A 17,144-nucleotide genomic window follows, 5' to 3' on the forward strand; every position below is an offset into this window, starting at 1 on the left:
ACAGCAGATCCCTACGGGATGACAAACAAAGGGACGGGCAACGGCAAGGGCAAGAATAGACGCAGATCCCCTGCGGGGATGACAAGCAAAAGGACAAACAAAGGCAGCGTCAAGGGCAAGGGCAAGGGCAAGGGCAACAGCAAGGGCAACAGCAACGGCAACAGCAACCGCAGATCCCTACGGGATGACAAACAAAAGGGCTGACAACGGCAAAGGCAGCGGCAACGGCAAGAACAACCGCAGATCCCTACGGGTTAGCGGAGGTTGGTGCTGGGCTGGGTGGGTAGGGTGAAGTAGAAGGTGGTGCCCTTGTCGGGCTCGCTGGTGGCCCAGATGCGGCCTCCGTGCAGGGTGACGATGCTGCGGCAGATGGCGAGGCCGAGGCCGGTGCCGCCGAGGGCGCGAGAGTCGGAGGCGTCGCCCTGCTGGAAGCGGTCGAAGATGTGCTCGAGCTTGTCGGCGGGGATGCCGCGACCCTGATCTTTGACCTCGATGAGGGCTTCGCCGTCGTCGAGATTGCGGGCGGTGAGGTGGACTTCGCTGCCGGCGGGGGAGAACTTGATCGCGTTCGAGATGAGGTTGTTGAGGGTCTGGAGGATGCGGTCGGGATCGGCCCAGAGGGTGACGCCGTTGGCGGCGAAGAAGATGCGGATGTTGGGTTTGGGGGTCCGGGTCTGCTGAATGCCGACGGCGCGGCGAAGGAGGTCTTCGGCGCTGCAGAGGGCGAGGTGAAGCTCAGCCTTGCCGCTGCTGATGCGTTCGAGGTCGAGGATGTCGTTGACGAGGCGGACGAGCCGATCGGAGTTGCTGATGGCGATCTCGAGCATCTGCTGGCTTTTTTCGGGACGGGCGGAGAGCGCGCCTCCGGCGAGGAGGCCAAGTGCGCCGCGGAGCGAGGTGAGCGGGGTGCGGAGCTCGTGGGAGACGGTGGAGATGAACTCGTCCTTCATGCGGTCGAGGGCACTGCGCTCGGTGGTGTCGGTGAAGGCGACGACGACGCCGACGGCTTTGGAGCCGCCTCCGTCGGGGGAGTGCGAGTCGATCTGGGGGCGTGCGACGTACTCTACCGGGAAGCTGGTGCCGTCCTTGCGCCAGAAGACCTCGTTGGCGACGCGGGCGGTGGAGAAGTTGGTGAGGGTCTTGCGAATGGGCGAGTCGGCTGCGGCGTAGGGTGAGCCGTCGGCGCGGCTGTGGTGAATGAGCTGGTGCATGTTGCGGCCGAGCATCTCGTCCTGCTTGTAGCCGAGCATCTGGGCGGCGGCGGAGTTGACGACGGTGACCTTGCCCTCGAGGTCGATGCCGTAGATGCCGTCACCGACGGACTCGAGGATGGAGTCGGACTGGCGGGTGAGGGTGCGAAGACGGCCTTCGGCGCGGACCTGTTCGCTGATATCGACGCCGAAGCCGAGGACGTAGGAGGCGCGTCCGGGGACGACGATGAGCTTGTTGCGGTAGGCGACGACGCGGACTTCGCCGTCGGCGTGGGAGAGATGGAGCAGGCCCTGGGCCTCGCCGGTCTCGCCGATCTGTTTGAGGTAGTGGGGCAGGGAGGCGCGTCGCTCGGGCACAATGAACTCGGAGAGGTTGTGGCCGACCATGTCCTCCAGACGGCGTCCGATGGTCTCGGCTCCGTGGTGGTTGATGGTGAGGAGGTTGCCCCGGAGGTCGTGAGTGCAGACCATACCGAGGGAGCCTTCGACGAGCTGGCGGTAGCGGGCTTCGCTCTCGCGGAGGGTGGATTCGGCGGCGCGCTGGGTGGTGACGTCGATGCCGGTGGCGATGATGAAGGTGACCTGGCCCTGGCTGTCGAGCAGCGCGGTGGCGGACCAGGCGATGCGGCGGAGGCTGCCGTCGCGGTTGAGCCACTGGTTCTCGAAGACGGCGGGGAAGTGTCCGGAGCGGAGGCGGTCGAAGGTCTCGATGGCTTCGGGGATCTCCTGACGCGGGATGAGCTTGTCCCAGGCGTAGCGTCCGACGAGGGTGGGGAAGTCGTATCCGGAGGCGGTCTCGCAGGCGCGGTTGAAGCGGACGATACGACCGGCGGGATCGAATACGGCGACGAGGGCGCCGACGGTGTCGAGGACGGCGGAGACGAAGTTGCGTTCGACGGTGAGGGCGGATTCGACGCGCTGACGGGAGCGGGCGGCGCGGTCCATCTGGCGGATGCGGCCGTTGAGCTCGAGACGGGTGATGACCTGACGGCTGAGGATGCCGAGCGCGGAGGACTGGTCGGGCGTGAGAGAGCGTGGGGCGCGGTCGACGACCATGAGGGTGCCGATGGTGACGCCACCGGGTGTGGTGAGGGGCGCTCCGGCGTAGAAGCGATAGGTCTTGCCTTCGAGCAGGATGCCGTCGGGGGCGAAGTCGGGGTCTCTGCGGGCGTCTTCGATGACGTAGACGGTGTCGCCGAGGACGGTGGTCTCGCAGGGCAGACCGCCGAGGGAGACTTCGAGCGATTCGATCCCAAAACGGGAACGGAGCCAGATGCGATCGGTGCCCAAAAGGGAGATGGCGGCGACCGGAGTTTCGCAGATCTGGGCGGCGAGACGGGTGAGGTCATCGAGGACGGGATCAGGCGCACTGTTGAGGACCTCATACTGATTGAGGGCTTCTATGCGCAGAGCTTCGTCTTTGACCAGGAGAGCGTTCATTCAATTGTTCGATCGTAGGTTATGTGCAAACTATTGCGCACTCCTACTTTTGTTGCACAAGGACTTACGGTTTTGGGAGCGTACAACATTCACCAGCTGCGGGGGGCTCGTCTGCGCTGGCATCGAGGGCTACCTTCCAGGTTCCGTCGGGTAGCTTCTTCCATACGGTAAAGTATCGTCCTGTGATGACGACGGGCTCGCCGTTCTTATCTTTGGATCGGCCTTCGTAGTGGCCCCAGGTATAGCCCATGTCGTTGGAGGGGCCCATCTGGGCTCCCTGGGGTGTCCAGGTGAGCTGGTAGGTGGCGGGATCCCACTGGGCCTGGGTGGCAATGGCGGCGCGTCCGAGGACGGCTGGCTTGCCGTTGTTGAGGGTGACGGCGTCGTCGGCGAACCACTGAGAGAAGGCTTTGCCTCCGCCGGTGGCTACGGCCTGGGCGAAGCGGCCTTCGAGTTCCATGAGGAGGATGGTGCCGGGGTTGAGGGTGGGCTGGGCAAGTGGATTGGAGATGATGCCGGGGGATTGGACGGCTGAGGCGTTGGCAGGGTCAAGCGAGTTCGCGCCAGGGGTGGTCTGCGCGGCCAGAGGAAGGCACGCGCCGAGGCAACACAAAGCGCAGAGCATGATGTAACGGGGCATGGGCTGTATGCTACCAGCCGGCTGTGGGGTAGCCGGCTTTGGGATTATGTGTTTGGGACTGGTAAATATGTTCAGGGCATTAATAGTGTTCAGGACTGTTATTCTGCGCACCTGATGTTAAAGACGAAATCCGAGAGAATAATGTTGCCTGCGGCGGTGATTTTACTGGCCTTAGGCGCGGGTGTGGGGCTGCTGCACGGGGCTGGGTGGCATGAGGCCGGGGTGGTGATTCGGTGTGCCGGGATCGTTGGACTTGTGGTGTTTTCTCTTGGTAGACGTTCACTTACGCCGTGGATCTTTGTGGCGATGGTGGCGGGTGCGGAGCTGGGATTCGACGCTCCGGCGGTGGCGGTGAGCCTGCGGGTGTTCAGCGATATCTTTCTGCGGCTGATCAAGACGATCGTCGCGCCGCTGATTCTGGCGACGCTGGTGACGGGGATCGCGGGGCATGGGGATCTGAAGAGCGTGGGGCGGATGGGGATCAAGAGCCTCGTCTATTTTGAGGTGGTGACGACGCTGGCGCTGGTGATCGGGCTGGCGGCGATCAATCTGAGCCATGCGGGGGTGGGGCTTTCGCTGCCGGCTGCGGCGGGTGCGGGCGAGGGGATTGCGGCGCCTCCGCCGACGCACTGGCAGGATTTTTTGCTGCATGTGTTTCCGGAGAATATCGCGAAGTCGGTGGCGGAGGGGCAGATTCTGCAGGTGGCGGTCTTTGCCGTGTTCTTTGGGATTGCGCTGGCGTTGTTGAGCGCGGAGAAGAGGGAGCCGGTGCTGCGGCTGTTCGAGAGTTTGAGCGAGGTGATGTTCAAGTTTACGAATGTGGTGATGTACTTTGCGCCGATCGGCGTGGGTGCGGCGATGGCGTTTACGGTGGGGCAGATGGGGCTGGGCGTGCTGTTGAATCTTGGCAAGCTGCTGCTGACGCTGTATGGGGCGCTGGTGGGATTTGGGTTGCTGGTGCTGCTGCCGGCGGCGCTGCTGTTTCGGGTTCCGGTGAGGAGGTTTCTGGCGGCGGTGGCGGAGCCGGCTACGATTGCGTTTGCGACTTCGACCAGCGAGGCGGCGTTGCCAAGGGCGATGGAGAACATGGAGGCGCTGGGGGTGCCGCGGCGGATTGTGGCGTTTGTGATTCCGGCGGGGTATAGCTTTAACCTGGATGGATCGACGCTGTATCTGGCGGTGGCGAGCATCTTTGTGGCGCAGGCGGCGGCGGTGCATCTTTCGCTGGGGCAGCAGCTGCTGATGATGGTGACGCTGATGTTGACGAGCAAGGGAGTGGCGGGGGTGCCGCGGGCTACGCTGGTGGTTTTGCTGGCGACGGCGGCTACGTTTCGGCTGCCTACAGAGCCAATCTTCGTGATTCTTGGCATCGACGCGCTGGCGGACATGGCGAGGACCACGGTGAACGTGGTGGGGAACTGTCTGGCTAGTGTGGTGGTGGCGAAGTGGGAGGGGGAGTTTGGTTCGGAGCCGATTTCGCCGGTGGTTCTGGAGGGGATGGCGGAGTAGGCTCCAGCTCTTAGCTTCTAGCTCTTAGCTAAGAGCTAGAAGCTAAGGGCACGATTGCGCTACATTGCTGGCGGGTGATGGGGATCGATGTCGTTGGGATCGACCTTCTTTGCGGCTGCGGCCTTGGATTTGGTCGCGCCGCTCGGGTTGACGGAGTCGCGAAGTTCTTTGGAAGGTTTGAAGAATGGGACACGTTTGGCTGGGACATCGACTTTGGCGCCGGTCTTGGGATTGCGGCCGGTGCGTGCGTTCCGCTGCCTGGTGCGGAAGCTACCGAAGCCGCGGATTTCGATCTTGTCTCCACCTTTGAGGGCGCCGATGACGGCTTCGAAGAGGGTGTCTACGATGACCTCTCCGTCGCGGCGGGTGAGATCTCCGAGAGCGGTGACTTTATCAACCAGGTCTGCTTTCGTCATTGTTGGTTCCTTTCGTGCTGGGGAGGGCGATAGGGGCCTCGATGGACTGGTCCGTTGTTGTTGATTGTAGACGGGATGTCGGGGTGTTGGTAAGCCAATGCTGTCAAAGATTTAAAAGTGGTCGCTGTCAGTGCATTTGATGCAGGAACGCGGGAAATGGTCGGATGGATGCAAAAGAGTCCCATTTTTCATGGGACTCAAGGTGTTGCAAAGGCTCGGTTTATTCGCTAAAGGTTGAAGGGCGTTGCTTTACTTCCACATGAAGTAGAAGCCCGGAGATTTGTCGAGCAGTTGGCTGGGATTGGGAAAGAGGTCTTCTCCGTCGTCGGTGAGGATGGAGAAGACGCCACGTTTATTTTTTGCGGGGCGGACGACGCTGGGCTCGCCGGAGATTCCGGCGTCGCGGGCGGTGTCGATGAGGGCGGTGCGGTAGCCTCCGACCTTGTCGATGAGGCCGAGGGGGAGGGCCTGTTCGCCGGTCCAGACCTGACCGGTGGCGAGAGGTTTGATCTTGTCGTCGGTGCTGTGGCGGCCGGTGGCGACGTCGTGGATGAACTGGGCGTACATGTTGTCGACGAGAGACTGGAAGTAGGCCTGCTCCTGCGGGGTGACGTCGTGGGTGGGGTCGCCTGCGTCTTTGAGCTCGCCGGCGTGGATGACGACGCTTTTGAGTTTGGCCCAGCGCATGAGGTCGCCGTAGTTGGTCCACTCCATGATGACGCCGATGGAGCCGACGACCGAGGCGTCGTTGGCGTAGATTTTGTCGCAGGCGCTGGCGATGTAGTAGGCGCCGGAGGCTCCGACGGACTCAATGGAGGCGTTGATCTTCTTGTGCTTCTCCTGACGGACGCGGAGGACCTCGTGATAGATCTCCTGCGATGCGGCTGCGCCTCCGCCGGGGGAGTTGATGTGGAGGAGGATGGCTTTGACGGAGTCGTCATCGCCGAACTTGCGGAGCTGGCTGTCGATGGTCTCGGGGGAGAGGATGGCTCCTGAGATGTCGATGACGGCGACGCTGCTGGGGTTGATGCCGAAGCCTGCGGAGTCGCCGCCGACTGAACGCATGGTGGCCCAGACGAGGGCGGTGACGAGAAGAAAGACGGCTGCGAGCGATCCGGCGATGATGCCGATGTAGAACCAGGCCGAGCGGCGTGGAGCTGGAGCGAGTCCGTCGGGCGGGGGATAGGAGTGCGGCGGCGTGGCGTAGGGCTGGTACGGTGTGGATGGTGCAGGAGGCGGCGGCGTTGGAGAAGGGACGTAATCTTCCGGCATGCTGTGGAGTTTAGCAGGGAGGCGGGGTTTGCGTGAGGCTTGGCGCAGGTCTTCGGCGTAGGGGTTCGGAGTGAGCGGTGTGGACGAAGGATTGCGGTTCGGGAGCCATTTTGAGATCAAAATGAATCAGAAAAGAGGCGAACGAGGTTTCCTAACGTCTTAAGGGTGGGGTATGATAAGCGGCGAAGCCCTCCCTGGGTTCCCGCATAATTTTGTTTTTTGGATAAGGTTAGGCGACGGCCATGGCGCACCCGCAGTTAAGTATCGTGATTCCTGCATATAACGAAAGTGCCCGGATAGAGCATGCTCTGGATCGGGTGATGTCCTGCGTGGAGGAGAGGGGCTGGGATGCCGAGGTCCTGGTGGTCGATGACGGATCGAAGGATGATACCGCAGCGATTGTGAAGAGCTGGATGACAAAGTATCCGCGTCTGCACCTGGTGCAGAACCCGGGAAATCGCGGTAAGGGCTACTCGGTGCGTAACGGGCTGCTGCAGGCTGCGGGCGATGTGGTGATGTTTACCGATGCCGACCTGTCTGCGCCGATGGAAGAAGCAGAGCGTCTGCTGGCCGCGCTTGCGAATGGAGCGGATGTGGCGATCGGTTCGCGCTGGATGGACCGGACGCGGCAGACGATTCATCAGCCGCTGTATCGGCAGTTCTTTGGCCGGTGTTTCAACTGGGTGACGCGGGTGGTGATGGGTCTTCCGTTCAAGGATACGCAGTGCGGGTTCAAGGCGTTCAAACGTTCGGCCGCGCAGGTGATCTTTCGTCTGCAGACGATTGAACGTTGGGGATTCGATCCGGAGATTCTGTTTATTGCGCGGAAGTTGAAGTACGTGATTCGCGAGGTGCCGGTGACCTGGGGACACGATGAGCGCAGCCGGATGAGCTACCTGAAGGACGGCATCAAGATGCTGGAGGATATGGCGCGGATCCGGGGGAACTCGGTGGCGGGGCGATACGATGCGGCGATTGCGGCGATGAAGGACACGAGCACGATGGTGACTCCGCAGGTGGATCAGGTAGAACAGAGGGCTAAGGCGGGCGCTGAAGTTCGCTAGTCTTCCGCACGTCTTCCACATGCCTTCCGCTCGCTATGGATGCTTGATCGTTTGATTGCTTCGACGGCGCGGTATTCTGTTGGGGTGAAAGACTTTTATGTGGAAGATGCTCCCAGGTTCGATAACACGTCGGTGACGACGTACTTTGTTCTCTCTTCGTTGCAGGTGCGGGATAAGAAGCAGGGTGGACAGTTTCTTGCGTTGACGGTGAGCGATAAGACGGGCTCGCTTGAGGCGCGCATGTGGGATGACGTTGACGAAGCGATTGCGAGCTGCTCCGAGGGTTGCTACGTCAAGGTTCAGGGCGATATCTCCAAGTACCAGGGGAAGTTTCAGATCACGCTGAAGAAGCTGCGGATGGCGGCGGAGTCGGAGATCGACCCGGCGGACTATCAGCCTTCGACGCAGTTTGATGTGGAGCAGATGTGGGCGGAGCTGCGTGGATATGTGGACGCCTTTAAGAATGCTGAGCTGAGACGGCTGGTGTTTGCGTTTCTGGATGACGACCAGATTGGTCCTGCGTTCAAGGCTGCGCCGGCGGCGAAGCGGTTGCACCATGCTTGGCTGGGTGGTTTGCTGGAGCATGTGCTGACGCTGGTGCGGGTGTGCCTGGCGACGGCTCCTTTTTATCCTGAGGTGGACTCGGATCTGCTGGTAACGGGCGCGATTTTGCACGATATTGGGAAGATTCGCGAGCTGGCGTGGAAGTCGAGCTTCAGCTACACGCTGGAGGGGCAGATGATCGGGCACATCAGCATTGCGCAGGGGATGCTGCGGGAGAAGGTGCAGGCGCTGGCACCGTTTCCGGAGAAGCTGCGGGTGTTGGTGGAGCACATGATCCTGAGCCACCATGGAAAGTATGAGTTTGGCTCGCCGAAGCTGCCGATGACGCCGGAGGCTCTGCTGCTGAGTGCGCTGGACGACCTTGAGGCGAAGATGCAGGCGATGCGGAACGAGTTTGCGGCGGCGGCGGCGAGCGGGAAGAGCAGCGGCGAGGTGACGGACTGGGTGCGCAGTATGGACCGTCCGCTGTTGAATACGCAGGGTTATCTGAAGGACGAGTAGACAATACGCGGCGTAGGGAGGGTGATGGCGCGGAGTGCGGCTATGTGTTGTCTGATGGGAGATTGGACGTGATGGGTGTGGCGGGGTCAAAGTTCGGGGGCGGACTTAGGTCGCTATATGTGGGAGTGGGTGCTGTGGCCGGGGCATAATGGAAGTGTGGCCATATTAGGGAAATTGAGCGCCGCCGACTTTGTGTTCTTTATTATTTTTGTCGGCGTGATGCATGGGGTGCGGGTGGAGGGGCAGGCGCTTTCGATGGGGCCGGTTCAGGTCGCATCGTTTGCCGAGGGGCTGGTTCCGATCTCTTTTGAGAGGTCTGGGGCGATCTCTGAGGGATTGCCGGATGCGCCCGGGATGCAGGCCTCTGATGCGCAGGCGGCCAAGACCATTACAGGCACGGTGACGGACGTTAACGAGGCGCAGGTGACGGGTGCTCAGGTCACGCTCTCGCGCAAGGACTCTAAGGTGGAACGAGCGTTGGCGACGGACGGCTCCGGGTTCTTCAGCTTTGGAGATGTGGAGCCCGGGACGTACATGGTGACGGTGGCGGCGGCGGGGTTTGCGACGTGGGTGTCGCCGGAGTTTGAGGTGCGGGAGGGCGAGAGCTACGTTGTGCCGCGCATTGCGCTGCGGGTGGCTATTGCTACGACGAACGTGGATGTGGTGTTTACGCAGTATGACGTGGCTGAAGAGCAGGTGAAGATTCAGGAGGGGCAGCGTGTGCTCGGGATCTTTCCAAACTTCTATGTGAGCTATATATGGGACGCCGCTCCGTTGACTGCGGGACAGAAGTTTAAGCTGGCGCTGCGGAACGAGATCGATCCGGGGACTTTTTTCGGGACGGCGTTTCAGGCTGGCGTGGAGCAGTGGCAGAACGACTATCCGGAGTATGGACAGGGCGCGAAGGGGTACTTTACGCGCTTTGGGGCTTCGTTTGGAGATGGATTCAATAGCATTCTGATTGCTGGGGCGGTTCTGCCGGCGATTCTTCATCAGGACCCGCGCTACTACTACAAGGGCACGGGGACGGTGAAGTCGCGGACGCTGTATGCGATCTCGACGGTGTTCAAGTGCAAGGGCGACAACGGAGAGTGGCAGCCGAACTACTCGAATATCTTTGGGAATCTGGCGTCGGCGGGGATCTCGAATGCGTACTATCCGGCGGCGAGCAGGGGGGCGCGGTTGACGATCGATAACACGCTGATCGGGTTTGCTTCGCAGGCGGTGGGGGATCTGTTTCAGGAGTTTCTGGTCAAGAAGATATCGAGCGGGGTGAAGAAGAAGCCGTAGACTGAATGTTGCGGCTCCGGGCGCTTTGCTTGGGTTTGAAGGGTAGTTTGTTGAGGCGGGGGGAGTAACTTTTTGTCTCGCATTGTTACAATCGAAGTTCATCTTTATTTGATTTTTGGCGCGGTTTGCGCCGGGTAAGTGAGCGACATGTTGCGATTTTCTACAGCGGGGGAGAGCCACGGGGAGAGCCTGGTGGCCACGGTCAGCGGCATGCCTGCGGGCGTTACGGTGGAGCAGGAGTTTATCGATCGCGAGCTTTGGCGGCGGCAGAAGGGCTATGGCCGCGGCGGACGCATGCGGATCGAACGCGATACGGCACATATTCTGAGCGGCGTGAGGCATGGCAAGACGATCGGTTCGCCAATTGCGATGGTGCTGGCGAATAACGATTGGAAGAACTGGGTTGACATACTGCCTGTTGAAGCTGGCGATGCGACGAAGCATAAGGCTGTGGCTTCGCCGAGGCCGGGGCATGCGGATCTGGCGGGGAGTCTGAAGTACGACTTTCCGGATGCGCGGTATGTGCTGGAGCGGGCGAGTGCGCGGGAGAGTGCGGCTCGGGTGGCTGCGGGCGCGGTGGCGAAGTCGTTGCTGCGGGCGCTGGGGGTTGAGGTGGCGAGCCATGTGATTCGCGTGGGGAAGGCGGAGCTTTCGCGGGCTGCGACGTGGGAGGAGATTGCGGCGCTGCAGGCGAAGGATGAGGTCCTGCTGAACTGCGTCGATGCGGAGACTGAAGCGGCGATGAAGGCCGAGGTGGATGCGGTGCTGCGTACGGGCGACACGATCGGCGGGGTGTTTGAGGTGGTGGTGCATGGGCTGCCGCCGGGCGTGGGAACGCATGCGAATTGGGATGAACGGATGGATGGTCTGCTGGCGCAGGCGGTGATGAGTCTGCAGGCGGTGAAGGCGGTGGAGCTGGGACGCGGGGTGACGGCGGCGGAGTCGCTGGGGTCGGCGGTGCATGATGCGATTGGGTATGAGGGTGCTCCTGAGGATGGACGCGGGTTTACGAAGTTTTCGCGGGAGCAGAATAATGCGGGCGGGATTGAGGGCGGGATCTCGAACGGCGAGGATGTGGTGGTGCGTGGGTATCTGAAGCCGATCTCGACGTTGAGACGACCGCTGGGTTCGGTGAGCTTTGAGACGCGTGAGCCGGTGAAGGCTGCGTATGAGCGGAGCGATGTGTGCGTGGTTCCGGCGGCTGGTGTGGCGGCGGAGGCGATGGTTGCGCTGACGGTGGCGCGGCTGATGGTGGAGAAGTTTGGCGGTGATTCGCTGCGTGAGATGCAGCGGAACTTCAAAGGCTATTGCGAGCAGATTCGAGCGTACTGAGTGGCCGGGAGATTGGGCGAAAAGGTGAACAAGATACATGAGGTCGTGAAGTGGCCGGATCCGGTGCTGGCGAAGCCGGGCGAGGTGGTGACGGTGTTCGACGCGAAGCTGAAGAAGCTGGTCGATGAGATGTTCGAGTCGATGTATGCGGCGCAGGGGATTGGGCTGGCGGCTCCGCAGATTGCGATCTCGCAGCGGATTACGGTGATCGACGTGAGCTTCAAGAAGAATCCGGAGGAGAAGATCGTGTTGATCAATCCGGAGATCATCGAGCGCGAGGGTAAGCAGGTGGAAGAGGAGGGGTGCCTGAGTCTGCCGGAGATTCGCGAGAAGGTTTCGCGGTCGGAGTGGGTGAAGGTCAAGGCGCAGGATGTGACGGGGAAGTGGTTTGAGCTGGAAGGCGACGAACTGCTGGCGCGGGCGATGCAGCATGAGATCGATCATCTGGATGGCGTACTGTTTATCGATCGGCTGAGTCGGTTGAAACGGGACCTGGTGATTCGGAAGATTAAGAAGCTTATAAAGAACGGGGAGTGGTAAGGCACTTCGTTTAGAAGATATGTCCTGCCGGACGGGCCCACTGCTCGTGGGGAGGTCACTTCGTGACTTTTATACCTTGTCTCGGCAGGGTGATGTGCGATGGGCTTCGCGTTGCTCGGCGCGATCTTTTTTCCGACCAACGGGAGGACCGTTGCGGATGATGTTTCCACGAGCGGTACACATGTCACGAAGTGACCTCCCCACGAGCAGTGGGCCTGTCCGGCAGGACATGGGTTTTCAAGAAGGGTTAAGAGTATGAAGCTTATATTTTGCGGGACGCCGGAGTTCGCGGTACCGACGCTGGAGGCTGTGATGGCGGCGGGGCATGAGGTTGCGCTGGTGGTGACGCAGCCGGATCGCGCGGCGGGGCGTGGGATGGAGATGCAGGTGCCTCCGGTGAAGGTGGCTGCGGCGAAGCATGGGGTACCGGTGGTGCAGCCGGAGAAGATCAAGAACAACGTTGAGTTTCGCGCGCGGCTGGAGGAGATCGCTCCGGATGCAATTCTGGTGGTGGCGTATGGGCGGATTATTCCGCAGTGGATGCTGGAGTTGCCGCGGTTCGGGAATATCAATCTGCATGGGTCGCTGTTGCCGAAGTATCGCGGGGCTGCGCCGATTCAGTGGGCGGTGGCGAACGGCGAGGTGTTGACTGGCGTGACGACGATGCATCTGGATGCGGGGCTGGATACGGGGGATATGCTGCTGGCGCAGGTGGTGCCGATTGGGCAGGAAGAGACGGCGGTGGATGTGTATGGGTGCCTGGCTCCGGTGGGCGCGGAGTTGATGGTGAGGACGTTGCAGGAGTTGGAGTGCGGGACGGTTTGCAGGCAGGTGCAGGATCATTCGCTGGCTACGCTGGCTCCGATCTTGAAGCGTGAGGATGGGCGGATCGATTTTTCGCGGACGGCGCGGCAGATCCATGACCGGTGGCGGGGGTTTCAGCCGTGGCCGGGAGCGCATACGACGCTGCGGGGAAAGAAGTTGATTGTGCAGAAGATGCATGTGGCGGGCGATGTGGCCAATGTGGTCAAGGGCGAGGCGGGAGTGTTGACGGTGCAGGAGGATGCGATGACGGTTGCGTGCGGGGACGGGACGGTGCTTGGACTGGATGAGGTGCAGATGGAAGGGAAGCGACGGATGAGCGCGGCTGAGTTTTTGCGCGGGTACCAGGTGAAGAGCGGCGAACGGTTGGGGCTATGAAGAGGCCATCGGAGACGGGTTCAGGATTGGGTTCGGGGAAGCCGTCCGTGCGTGCGGGAGAGAGTGGGTTGAAACAGGGAAAGCCGGGGCCGAAGCCGGGGATGGTTGCTTCGAGTCGTCCTGCACAGAGACAGGGTTCTGAGCGGCGGCGTCCAGTGTCGGCGGGGCCTACGGCTTCGGTGGAGGCTTCGGTTGCGAAGATTACGCCGTCGCGGCTGGCTGCGTTTGAGATCTTGAAGCTGGTGGGTGAGGGCAAGGGGCATAGCGATGAGTTGCTGCACTCGCCGCGGGTGGAGGAGTTGTCGCCGGAGGACCGGAACCTGACAACGGCGCTGGTGATGGGTGTGCTGCGTTGGCAGATTGCGCTGGATGCGCGGGTGCGTTCGCTGCTGCAGCGGCCGGAGCAGAGGCTGGCGGAGACAGTGTCGATTGCGCTGCGGATGGGGGCGTTTCAACTGCTGCATCTGGAGCGGATTCCGGCGCATGCGGCGTTGAGTGAGAGTGTGGAGTTGTGCCGGGCTGCGGGTGAACCTCATGCGGCGGGGATGGTGAATGCGGTGCTGCGGAAGGTGGCGGCGGCGCAGAGGCCTGGGGTGCGGATTCACGAGTCGGTGGCGGCGTTTGCGGAGAGGCTGGGGCATCCGCGCTGGATGGTGGAGCGGTGGGTAGAGGCGTATGGGCGGGAGGTGGCGCTGAAGATCTGCGAGGCGGACCAGAAGGAGCCGACCGATGGGGGCATGTTTGCCGAGATCGGTGGGATGATGCCGCATATGGATGACGGGTCGCGGCTGGTGGCGGAGCTGGCGGCTGCGGCGGTGCCGGGGGCGAAGCGGGTGTGGGATTGCTGCGCTGCTCCGGGTGGGAAGACGCTGGTGCTGGCACGGCGGTTGGGGGATGCGGAGATGCTTGCGACTGATGTGAGTGCGAAGCGGCTGGCGCAGACCGAGGCGAGGCTGCGGCGGTATGCGTATGCGGAGCGGGTGCAGGTGATGGTCGCGGATGCGATGGATGCTAAAGGGGTTGAGGGGGAGTTCGATCTGATTTTGTGCGATGTTCCTTGTTCGGGGACGGGGACGCTGGCGGGAAATCCGGAGATTCGGCATCGGCTGAAGGTGGAGGATCTGGCGCGGCAGGCGGAGCGGCAGAGGAGGATTCTGGAGGGGGCGTTGAAGCGGCTGGCTTCGGGTGGGCGGCTGGTGTATTCGACGTGTTCGCTGGAGGCGGAGGAGTGCGAGGGGGTGGTGGATGCGATGAGTGGGGTGAGGCGCGTGGCGGTGGATGGGTTGATGACGGAGCTGGGGGAGCAGGAGGTTTTGTTGAATGGGTTGGATTTGGGGTCGGCGGTGCGGGATGGGGTGCTGAGGACGCTGCCGGGGGTGCATGGGTGCGATGGTTTTTATGCGGTGATTTTGGAGAGGGTCTAGCGGTTTTATTTGGGCTTGGTGGGTTGGTGTTTTTGCTGGGGTTTTGGCGAAGATGGGTGTTTTGGCGTGGTGTTTGGATGGTGAGTTCGTGGTGGTTGGTGTGGTGAACGTGGTTGGTTCGCGGTCACTTTTTCTGGGGTGGGGAGTACGACAGGTTTTTCGGGTTTATTTTTTGGCTTAGGCGTGGAGGGCATTGTTCCGGGGTGTGTTGGCCTGAAGTAATGCCCTCGATGGTGGGAGCAAGGCGCACATATGGAAAGATGTGGAACTTGCCCGGATGCGATGCGAGATCTGGAGAAGATATTGGTAGGTTGAACGTATTGCAGGTCCTTCGACTGCGCCTCTCGCGATGAAACTGCGAGAGGCTCCGCTCAGGATGACGCTTCTATATCCATCTATTGCAGACGCTCAAGATGACGTTTATATCAATCCATCACTTCCGCTCAATCCATCACTTTCGATCAGGCTATATGTCGATACTGCCTAATCTTTATCGAGAGGCGTTCTGGGTGGGAACGGGTTCTGCGATGAGGGTTTGGACTAGCTCCGTTACTTCGTGGATCAGGGCTTGGTGGTCTGCGGGGTTTGCGGGGCCGGCGAAGCCTGCGTGGACCTCGCGCACGCGGCCGTCGCGGCCGAGGAAGAAGGAGGTGGGCCAGCAGTTGAGGTTGACTGCTTGCGGGACCTTTTCGGTTAGCTGTTCGGTTTGGCCGGCGAGGAGGACGGTGTAGGTGAGGCCGTATCTTGCGATGAAGGCGCGGAGGCGGACTGGGTCTTTCAGCTGGTCGGCCTCTTCGAAGGATAGGTTGACGATTTCTAGTCCCTGGGCGTGAAACTGCTTGTAGAGGCTCTGCAGGAAGGGAGCTTCGTCGTGGCAGTTGGGGCACCAGGAGCCGCCGATGGCGACGATCACGACTTTGCCGTCAAACTGTGGGTCGGTGTTGGAGACGACCTTGCCGCTGAGGTCGGGAGAGCTGAAGGCGAATCGGGCTGTCGGATCTTTGACGGTGGTCTGTTGGGTGGGATCGGTGGGGCCGGGAAGCTGGGCGGCTCTGGCTTGTGCGGGACGGCGAGCGACGAGGTTTTGCTGATCGTTGATGTCGGCACGCAGGAGGTTGGAGACGAGGAGGGTGCCGTCTGGCTGTGGGGTGAGGGAGTAGAGGGCTGGTCCGGCGGCGGTGAAGTGGCTGACGGTGTAGGCCTGTCCGGTCCACGAGCCGTAGAGTGAGCCGGTGTCGCCGTCGATACGCTGGATGACGGCTTCGAGCTGGGGGGAGTGAGGTTGAGGGGTTACGTGAAGCTGCCATGCGGACTCGCCCTTGGCGGATTTGACGGCGATCTCCCAGTCTCCGTCGATGGTCTGGGTTGGCGCGGGGGTGAGTTTGCTGGTTTGGGTGTCGGGGGTCAGGTCGATTGGGTAGCGGGTGGATGCGGTGCCGAAGGTTCCGGCGAGGTGCCCGTTGGTGAGTATGGCGTCCAGCGTTCGGGCGTAGTAGTTGAAGGTGATCAGGAGATGATTGCCGGTGAGTGAGACGCTGGAGGCGGGACTTTTTTCGGGGCCGTTGAGCAAGGCGGCTTGAAGGTCGTTGGCGGAGCCGGTGATCTGGAGGTGGACGGGAACCTGCTGGCCGTGGGCTGTGGCGTCTCCGGTCCAGAGGCCGTTGATGGCGTCCTGCTTTTGACTATGCGCAATGGTGGAGACGGCGAGCAAAAAAATGCTTGCGAAGAGCTTCATGGACTGGCTCGATTCTTATTTAGATTTGTTCAGGAAGAAGAGGAGGTGCGCTGATTAGCGAGTGCAACAACGCGCGTCTGTGCAGGCCAGCTGGGGGCGGCAGCAACAACAGAGGCTGTAAAGCGTGTGCATGTAGTTAGGGTAGGCCAGGTGGTGGGGCTGGGTCAAGGAGTTGGTTGCTGACGCTGGACCAGCGGCGGATCTCCATGATCTTCCATCCGGAGCGGACGCCTGCGCAGGTGGTCGAACTTTATCCGGCTCATCTGCATATGAATATCCTTCCGCGTCTGCAGAACAGGGGCGTTGGAACGAGGCTGCTGGGCAAGTGGATGGAGGCGGCGAGAGGCAGAGGAGTGGAGGCTGTTCATATCGGCGCCAATCGCGCCAACACGGAGGCCGTCCGGTTCTGGAGCAGGCGAGGCTTTGGGGAGATAGCGGCGGGGCAGTTGAAGGGAAGAACGCTCTGGATGGGACGACGCGAGTAGAGGCGGTTCGGCTGATCGCGTCGATGCCTCGTCGGGGATGGTCATTTGCATCCTGCCAAAGTTGTATTGGCGGTGCGGAGGAGCGGGTACACACTACAGCAACTGTGGGAACGAAGACCGTTCCGAAGACGATCGGGTGCTACTCCTGACGATCATCGCTGGACTCCTGACTGGCGTTGACGTTCGCATCCTAAAGACGTCTTTGGTGCTGACCTGGCAGACGGTGTTCCTCCCCATGGCCCTGCCCTCTTCTCCGCAAGGAATGATAGCCGCCTTCGGGCGGCTATCTCATCTTTAGGCTTCATAAAGAACAGGCAAAGGCAGAAGCAGATCCCTGCGGGATGACAAACAAAAGGACAGGCAACGGCAAGTACAAACGCAGATCCCCTGCGGGGATGACAAGCAAAGGAGGGATGATAGGCAAAGGGACAAACAAGCAGGATGTGACACGCCTAAGAAAAAGCGCAGGTTTACTTGCCGGGGGCGGGGGCGTCGTTCGGGTGTGGGACTGGCAGGTAGGG

At 61.4% G+C, this 17,144-nt stretch carries 16 protein-coding genes; 11 read left to right on the top strand and 5 right to left on the bottom strand.

Annotated elements, in window-relative coordinates; translation table 11 throughout:
• Positions 1 to 18 precede the first annotated feature (18 nt).
• Positions 19 to 204 (top strand): hypothetical protein, encoded by a 186-nt coding sequence (locus tag GSQ82_RS11450; protein ID WP_158792422.1) that lies wholly within the window; start codon positions 19 to 21, stop codon positions 202 to 204.
• A 50-nt stretch (positions 205 to 254) separates the two neighbouring features.
• On the opposite strand, the gene GSQ82_RS11455 is transcribed toward GSQ82_RS11450, so the two are convergent.
• Positions 255 to 2,651: a PAS domain S-box protein gene (locus tag GSQ82_RS11455; RefSeq protein WP_158792423.1), complete on the bottom strand. Its 2,397-nt coding sequence runs from the start codon at positions 2,649 to 2,651 to the stop codon at positions 255 to 257.
• 64 nt (positions 2,652 to 2,715) lie between these two features.
• Positions 2,716 to 3,291 carry a DUF4440 domain-containing protein gene (locus GSQ82_RS11460; RefSeq protein WP_158792424.1) on the bottom strand — a complete coding sequence of 192 codons (576 nt, stop codon included), beginning with the start codon at positions 3,289 to 3,291 and terminating at the stop codon, positions 2,716 to 2,718.
• Positions 3,292 to 3,432: 141 nt separating this feature from the next.
• Here GSQ82_RS11460 and GSQ82_RS11465 point away from each other — a divergent pair, with 141 nt between their 5' ends.
• Positions 3,433 to 4,800 carry a dicarboxylate/amino acid:cation symporter gene (locus GSQ82_RS11465; protein ID WP_371417194.1) on the top strand — a complete coding sequence of 456 codons (1,368 nt, stop codon included), beginning with the start codon at positions 3,433 to 3,435 and terminating at the stop codon, positions 4,798 to 4,800.
• Positions 4,801 to 4,859: 59 nt separating this feature from the next.
• On the opposite strand, the gene GSQ82_RS11470 is transcribed toward GSQ82_RS11465, so the two are convergent.
• Positions 4,860 to 5,216: an HU family DNA-binding protein gene (locus GSQ82_RS11470; protein ID WP_158792426.1), complete on the bottom strand. Its 357-nt coding sequence runs from the start codon at positions 5,214 to 5,216 to the stop codon at positions 4,860 to 4,862.
• A gap of 249 nt (positions 5,217 to 5,465) precedes the next feature.
• The gene (sppA, locus tag GSQ82_RS11475) at positions 5,466 to 6,608 is read right to left on the bottom strand and encodes a signal peptide peptidase SppA (RefSeq protein WP_254061586.1); all 1,143 of its coding nucleotides are present in this window, start codon (positions 6,606 to 6,608) and stop codon (positions 5,466 to 5,468) included.
• A gap of 122 nt (positions 6,609 to 6,730) precedes the next feature.
• On the opposite strand from sppA, the gene GSQ82_RS11480 reads away from it, so the two are divergent.
• From GSQ82_RS11480 to GSQ82_RS11510, 7 genes are all read left to right on the top strand, one after another.
• Positions 6,731 to 7,552, top strand: coding sequence for a dolichyl-phosphate beta-glucosyltransferase (locus GSQ82_RS11480; protein ID WP_158792427.1), 822 nt, complete (start codon positions 6,731 to 6,733; stop codon positions 7,550 to 7,552).
• Positions 7,553 to 7,603: 51 nt separating this feature from the next.
• Entirely contained in the window at positions 7,604 to 8,617 is a 1,014-nt protein-coding gene (locus tag GSQ82_RS11485; protein ID WP_371417195.1) for a 3'-5' exoribonuclease YhaM family protein, read from the top strand.
• Between the two features lie 75 nt (positions 8,618 to 8,692).
• The gene (locus tag GSQ82_RS11490) at positions 8,693 to 9,907 is read left to right on the top strand and encodes a carboxypeptidase-like regulatory domain-containing protein (RefSeq protein ID WP_216847071.1); all 1,215 of its coding nucleotides are present in this window, start codon (positions 8,693 to 8,695) and stop codon (positions 9,905 to 9,907) included.
• A gap of 147 nt (positions 9,908 to 10,054) precedes the next feature.
• Positions 10,055 to 11,239: a chorismate synthase gene (gene aroC, locus GSQ82_RS11495; protein WP_158792429.1), complete on the top strand. Its 1,185-nt coding sequence runs from the start codon at positions 10,055 to 10,057 to the stop codon at positions 11,237 to 11,239.
• Positions 11,240 to 11,263: 24 nt separating this feature from the next.
• On the top strand, positions 11,264 to 11,779 hold the full coding sequence (def, locus tag GSQ82_RS11500; RefSeq protein ID WP_254061587.1) for a peptide deformylase: 516 nt from the start codon (positions 11,264 to 11,266) through the stop codon (positions 11,777 to 11,779).
• Between the two features lie 255 nt (positions 11,780 to 12,034).
• Positions 12,035 to 12,979, top strand: a complete 945-nt coding sequence (fmt, locus tag GSQ82_RS11505; protein ID WP_158792430.1) for a methionyl-tRNA formyltransferase — start codon at positions 12,035 to 12,037, stop codon at positions 12,977 to 12,979.
• The gene (locus GSQ82_RS11510) at positions 12,976 to 14,403 is read left to right on the top strand and encodes an RsmB/NOP family class I SAM-dependent RNA methyltransferase (protein ID WP_254061588.1); all 1,428 of its coding nucleotides are present in this window, start codon (positions 12,976 to 12,978) and stop codon (positions 14,401 to 14,403) included. The genes fmt and GSQ82_RS11510 overlap by 4 nt, the downstream gene beginning before the upstream one ends.
• A gap of 490 nt (positions 14,404 to 14,893) precedes the next feature.
• On the opposite strand, the gene GSQ82_RS11515 is transcribed toward GSQ82_RS11510, so the two are convergent.
• Positions 14,894 to 16,138, bottom strand: a complete 1,245-nt coding sequence (locus GSQ82_RS11515) for a peroxiredoxin (RefSeq protein ID WP_158792431.1) — start codon at positions 16,136 to 16,138, stop codon at positions 14,894 to 14,896.
• A gap of 176 nt (positions 16,139 to 16,314) precedes the next feature.
• On the opposite strand from GSQ82_RS11515, the gene GSQ82_RS11520 reads away from it, so the two are divergent.
• Both GSQ82_RS11520 and GSQ82_RS24740 read left to right on the top strand, forming a co-directional pair.
• The gene (locus GSQ82_RS11520) at positions 16,315 to 16,623 is read left to right on the top strand and encodes a GNAT family N-acetyltransferase (protein ID WP_216847072.1); all 309 of its coding nucleotides are present in this window, start codon (positions 16,315 to 16,317) and stop codon (positions 16,621 to 16,623) included.
• Positions 16,624 to 16,964: 341 nt separating this feature from the next.
• Positions 16,965 to 17,144 (top strand): hypothetical protein (locus GSQ82_RS24740; protein WP_216847073.1); only part of this gene is annotated, 180 nt, incomplete at its 3' end.

The organism is Granulicella sp. L60, from assembly GCF_009765825.1.
GTDB lineage: Bacteria > Acidobacteriota > Terriglobia > Terriglobales > Acidobacteriaceae > Edaphobacter.

Bases quoted from the DNA above. Each gene is read 5' to 3' on its own strand.
- GSQ82_RS11470 (WP_158792426.1), bottom strand. From the start codon at position 5,216: ATGACGAAAGCAGACCTGGTTGATAAAGTCACCGCTCTCGGAGATCTC.
- aroC (WP_158792429.1), top strand. From the start codon at position 10,055: ATGTTGCGATTTTCTACAGCGGGGGAGAGCCACGGGGAGAGCCTGGTG.
- GSQ82_RS11515 (WP_158792431.1), bottom strand. From the start codon at position 16,138: ATGAAGCTCTTCGCAAGCATTTTTTTGCTCGCCGTCTCCACCATTGCG.
- GSQ82_RS11450 (WP_158792422.1), top strand. From the start codon at position 19: ATGACAAACAAAGGGACGGGCAACGGCAAGGGCAAGAATAGACGCAGA.
- GSQ82_RS11455 (WP_158792423.1), bottom strand. From the start codon at position 2,651: ATGAACGCTCTCCTGGTCAAAGACGAAGCTCTGCGCATAGAAGCCCTC.
- GSQ82_RS11480 (WP_158792427.1), top strand. From the start codon at position 6,731: ATGGCGCACCCGCAGTTAAGTATCGTGATTCCTGCATATAACGAAAGT.
- fmt (WP_158792430.1), top strand. From the start codon at position 12,035: ATGAAGCTTATATTTTGCGGGACGCCGGAGTTCGCGGTACCGACGCTG.
- GSQ82_RS11510 (WP_254061588.1), top strand. From the start codon at position 12,976: ATGAAGAGGCCATCGGAGACGGGTTCAGGATTGGGTTCGGGGAAGCCG.
- GSQ82_RS11460 (WP_158792424.1), bottom strand. From the start codon at position 3,291: ATGCCCCGTTACATCATGCTCTGCGCTTTGTGTTGCCTCGGCGCGTGC.
- GSQ82_RS11465 (WP_371417194.1), top strand. From the start codon at position 3,433: ATGTTGCCTGCGGCGGTGATTTTACTGGCCTTAGGCGCGGGTGTGGGG.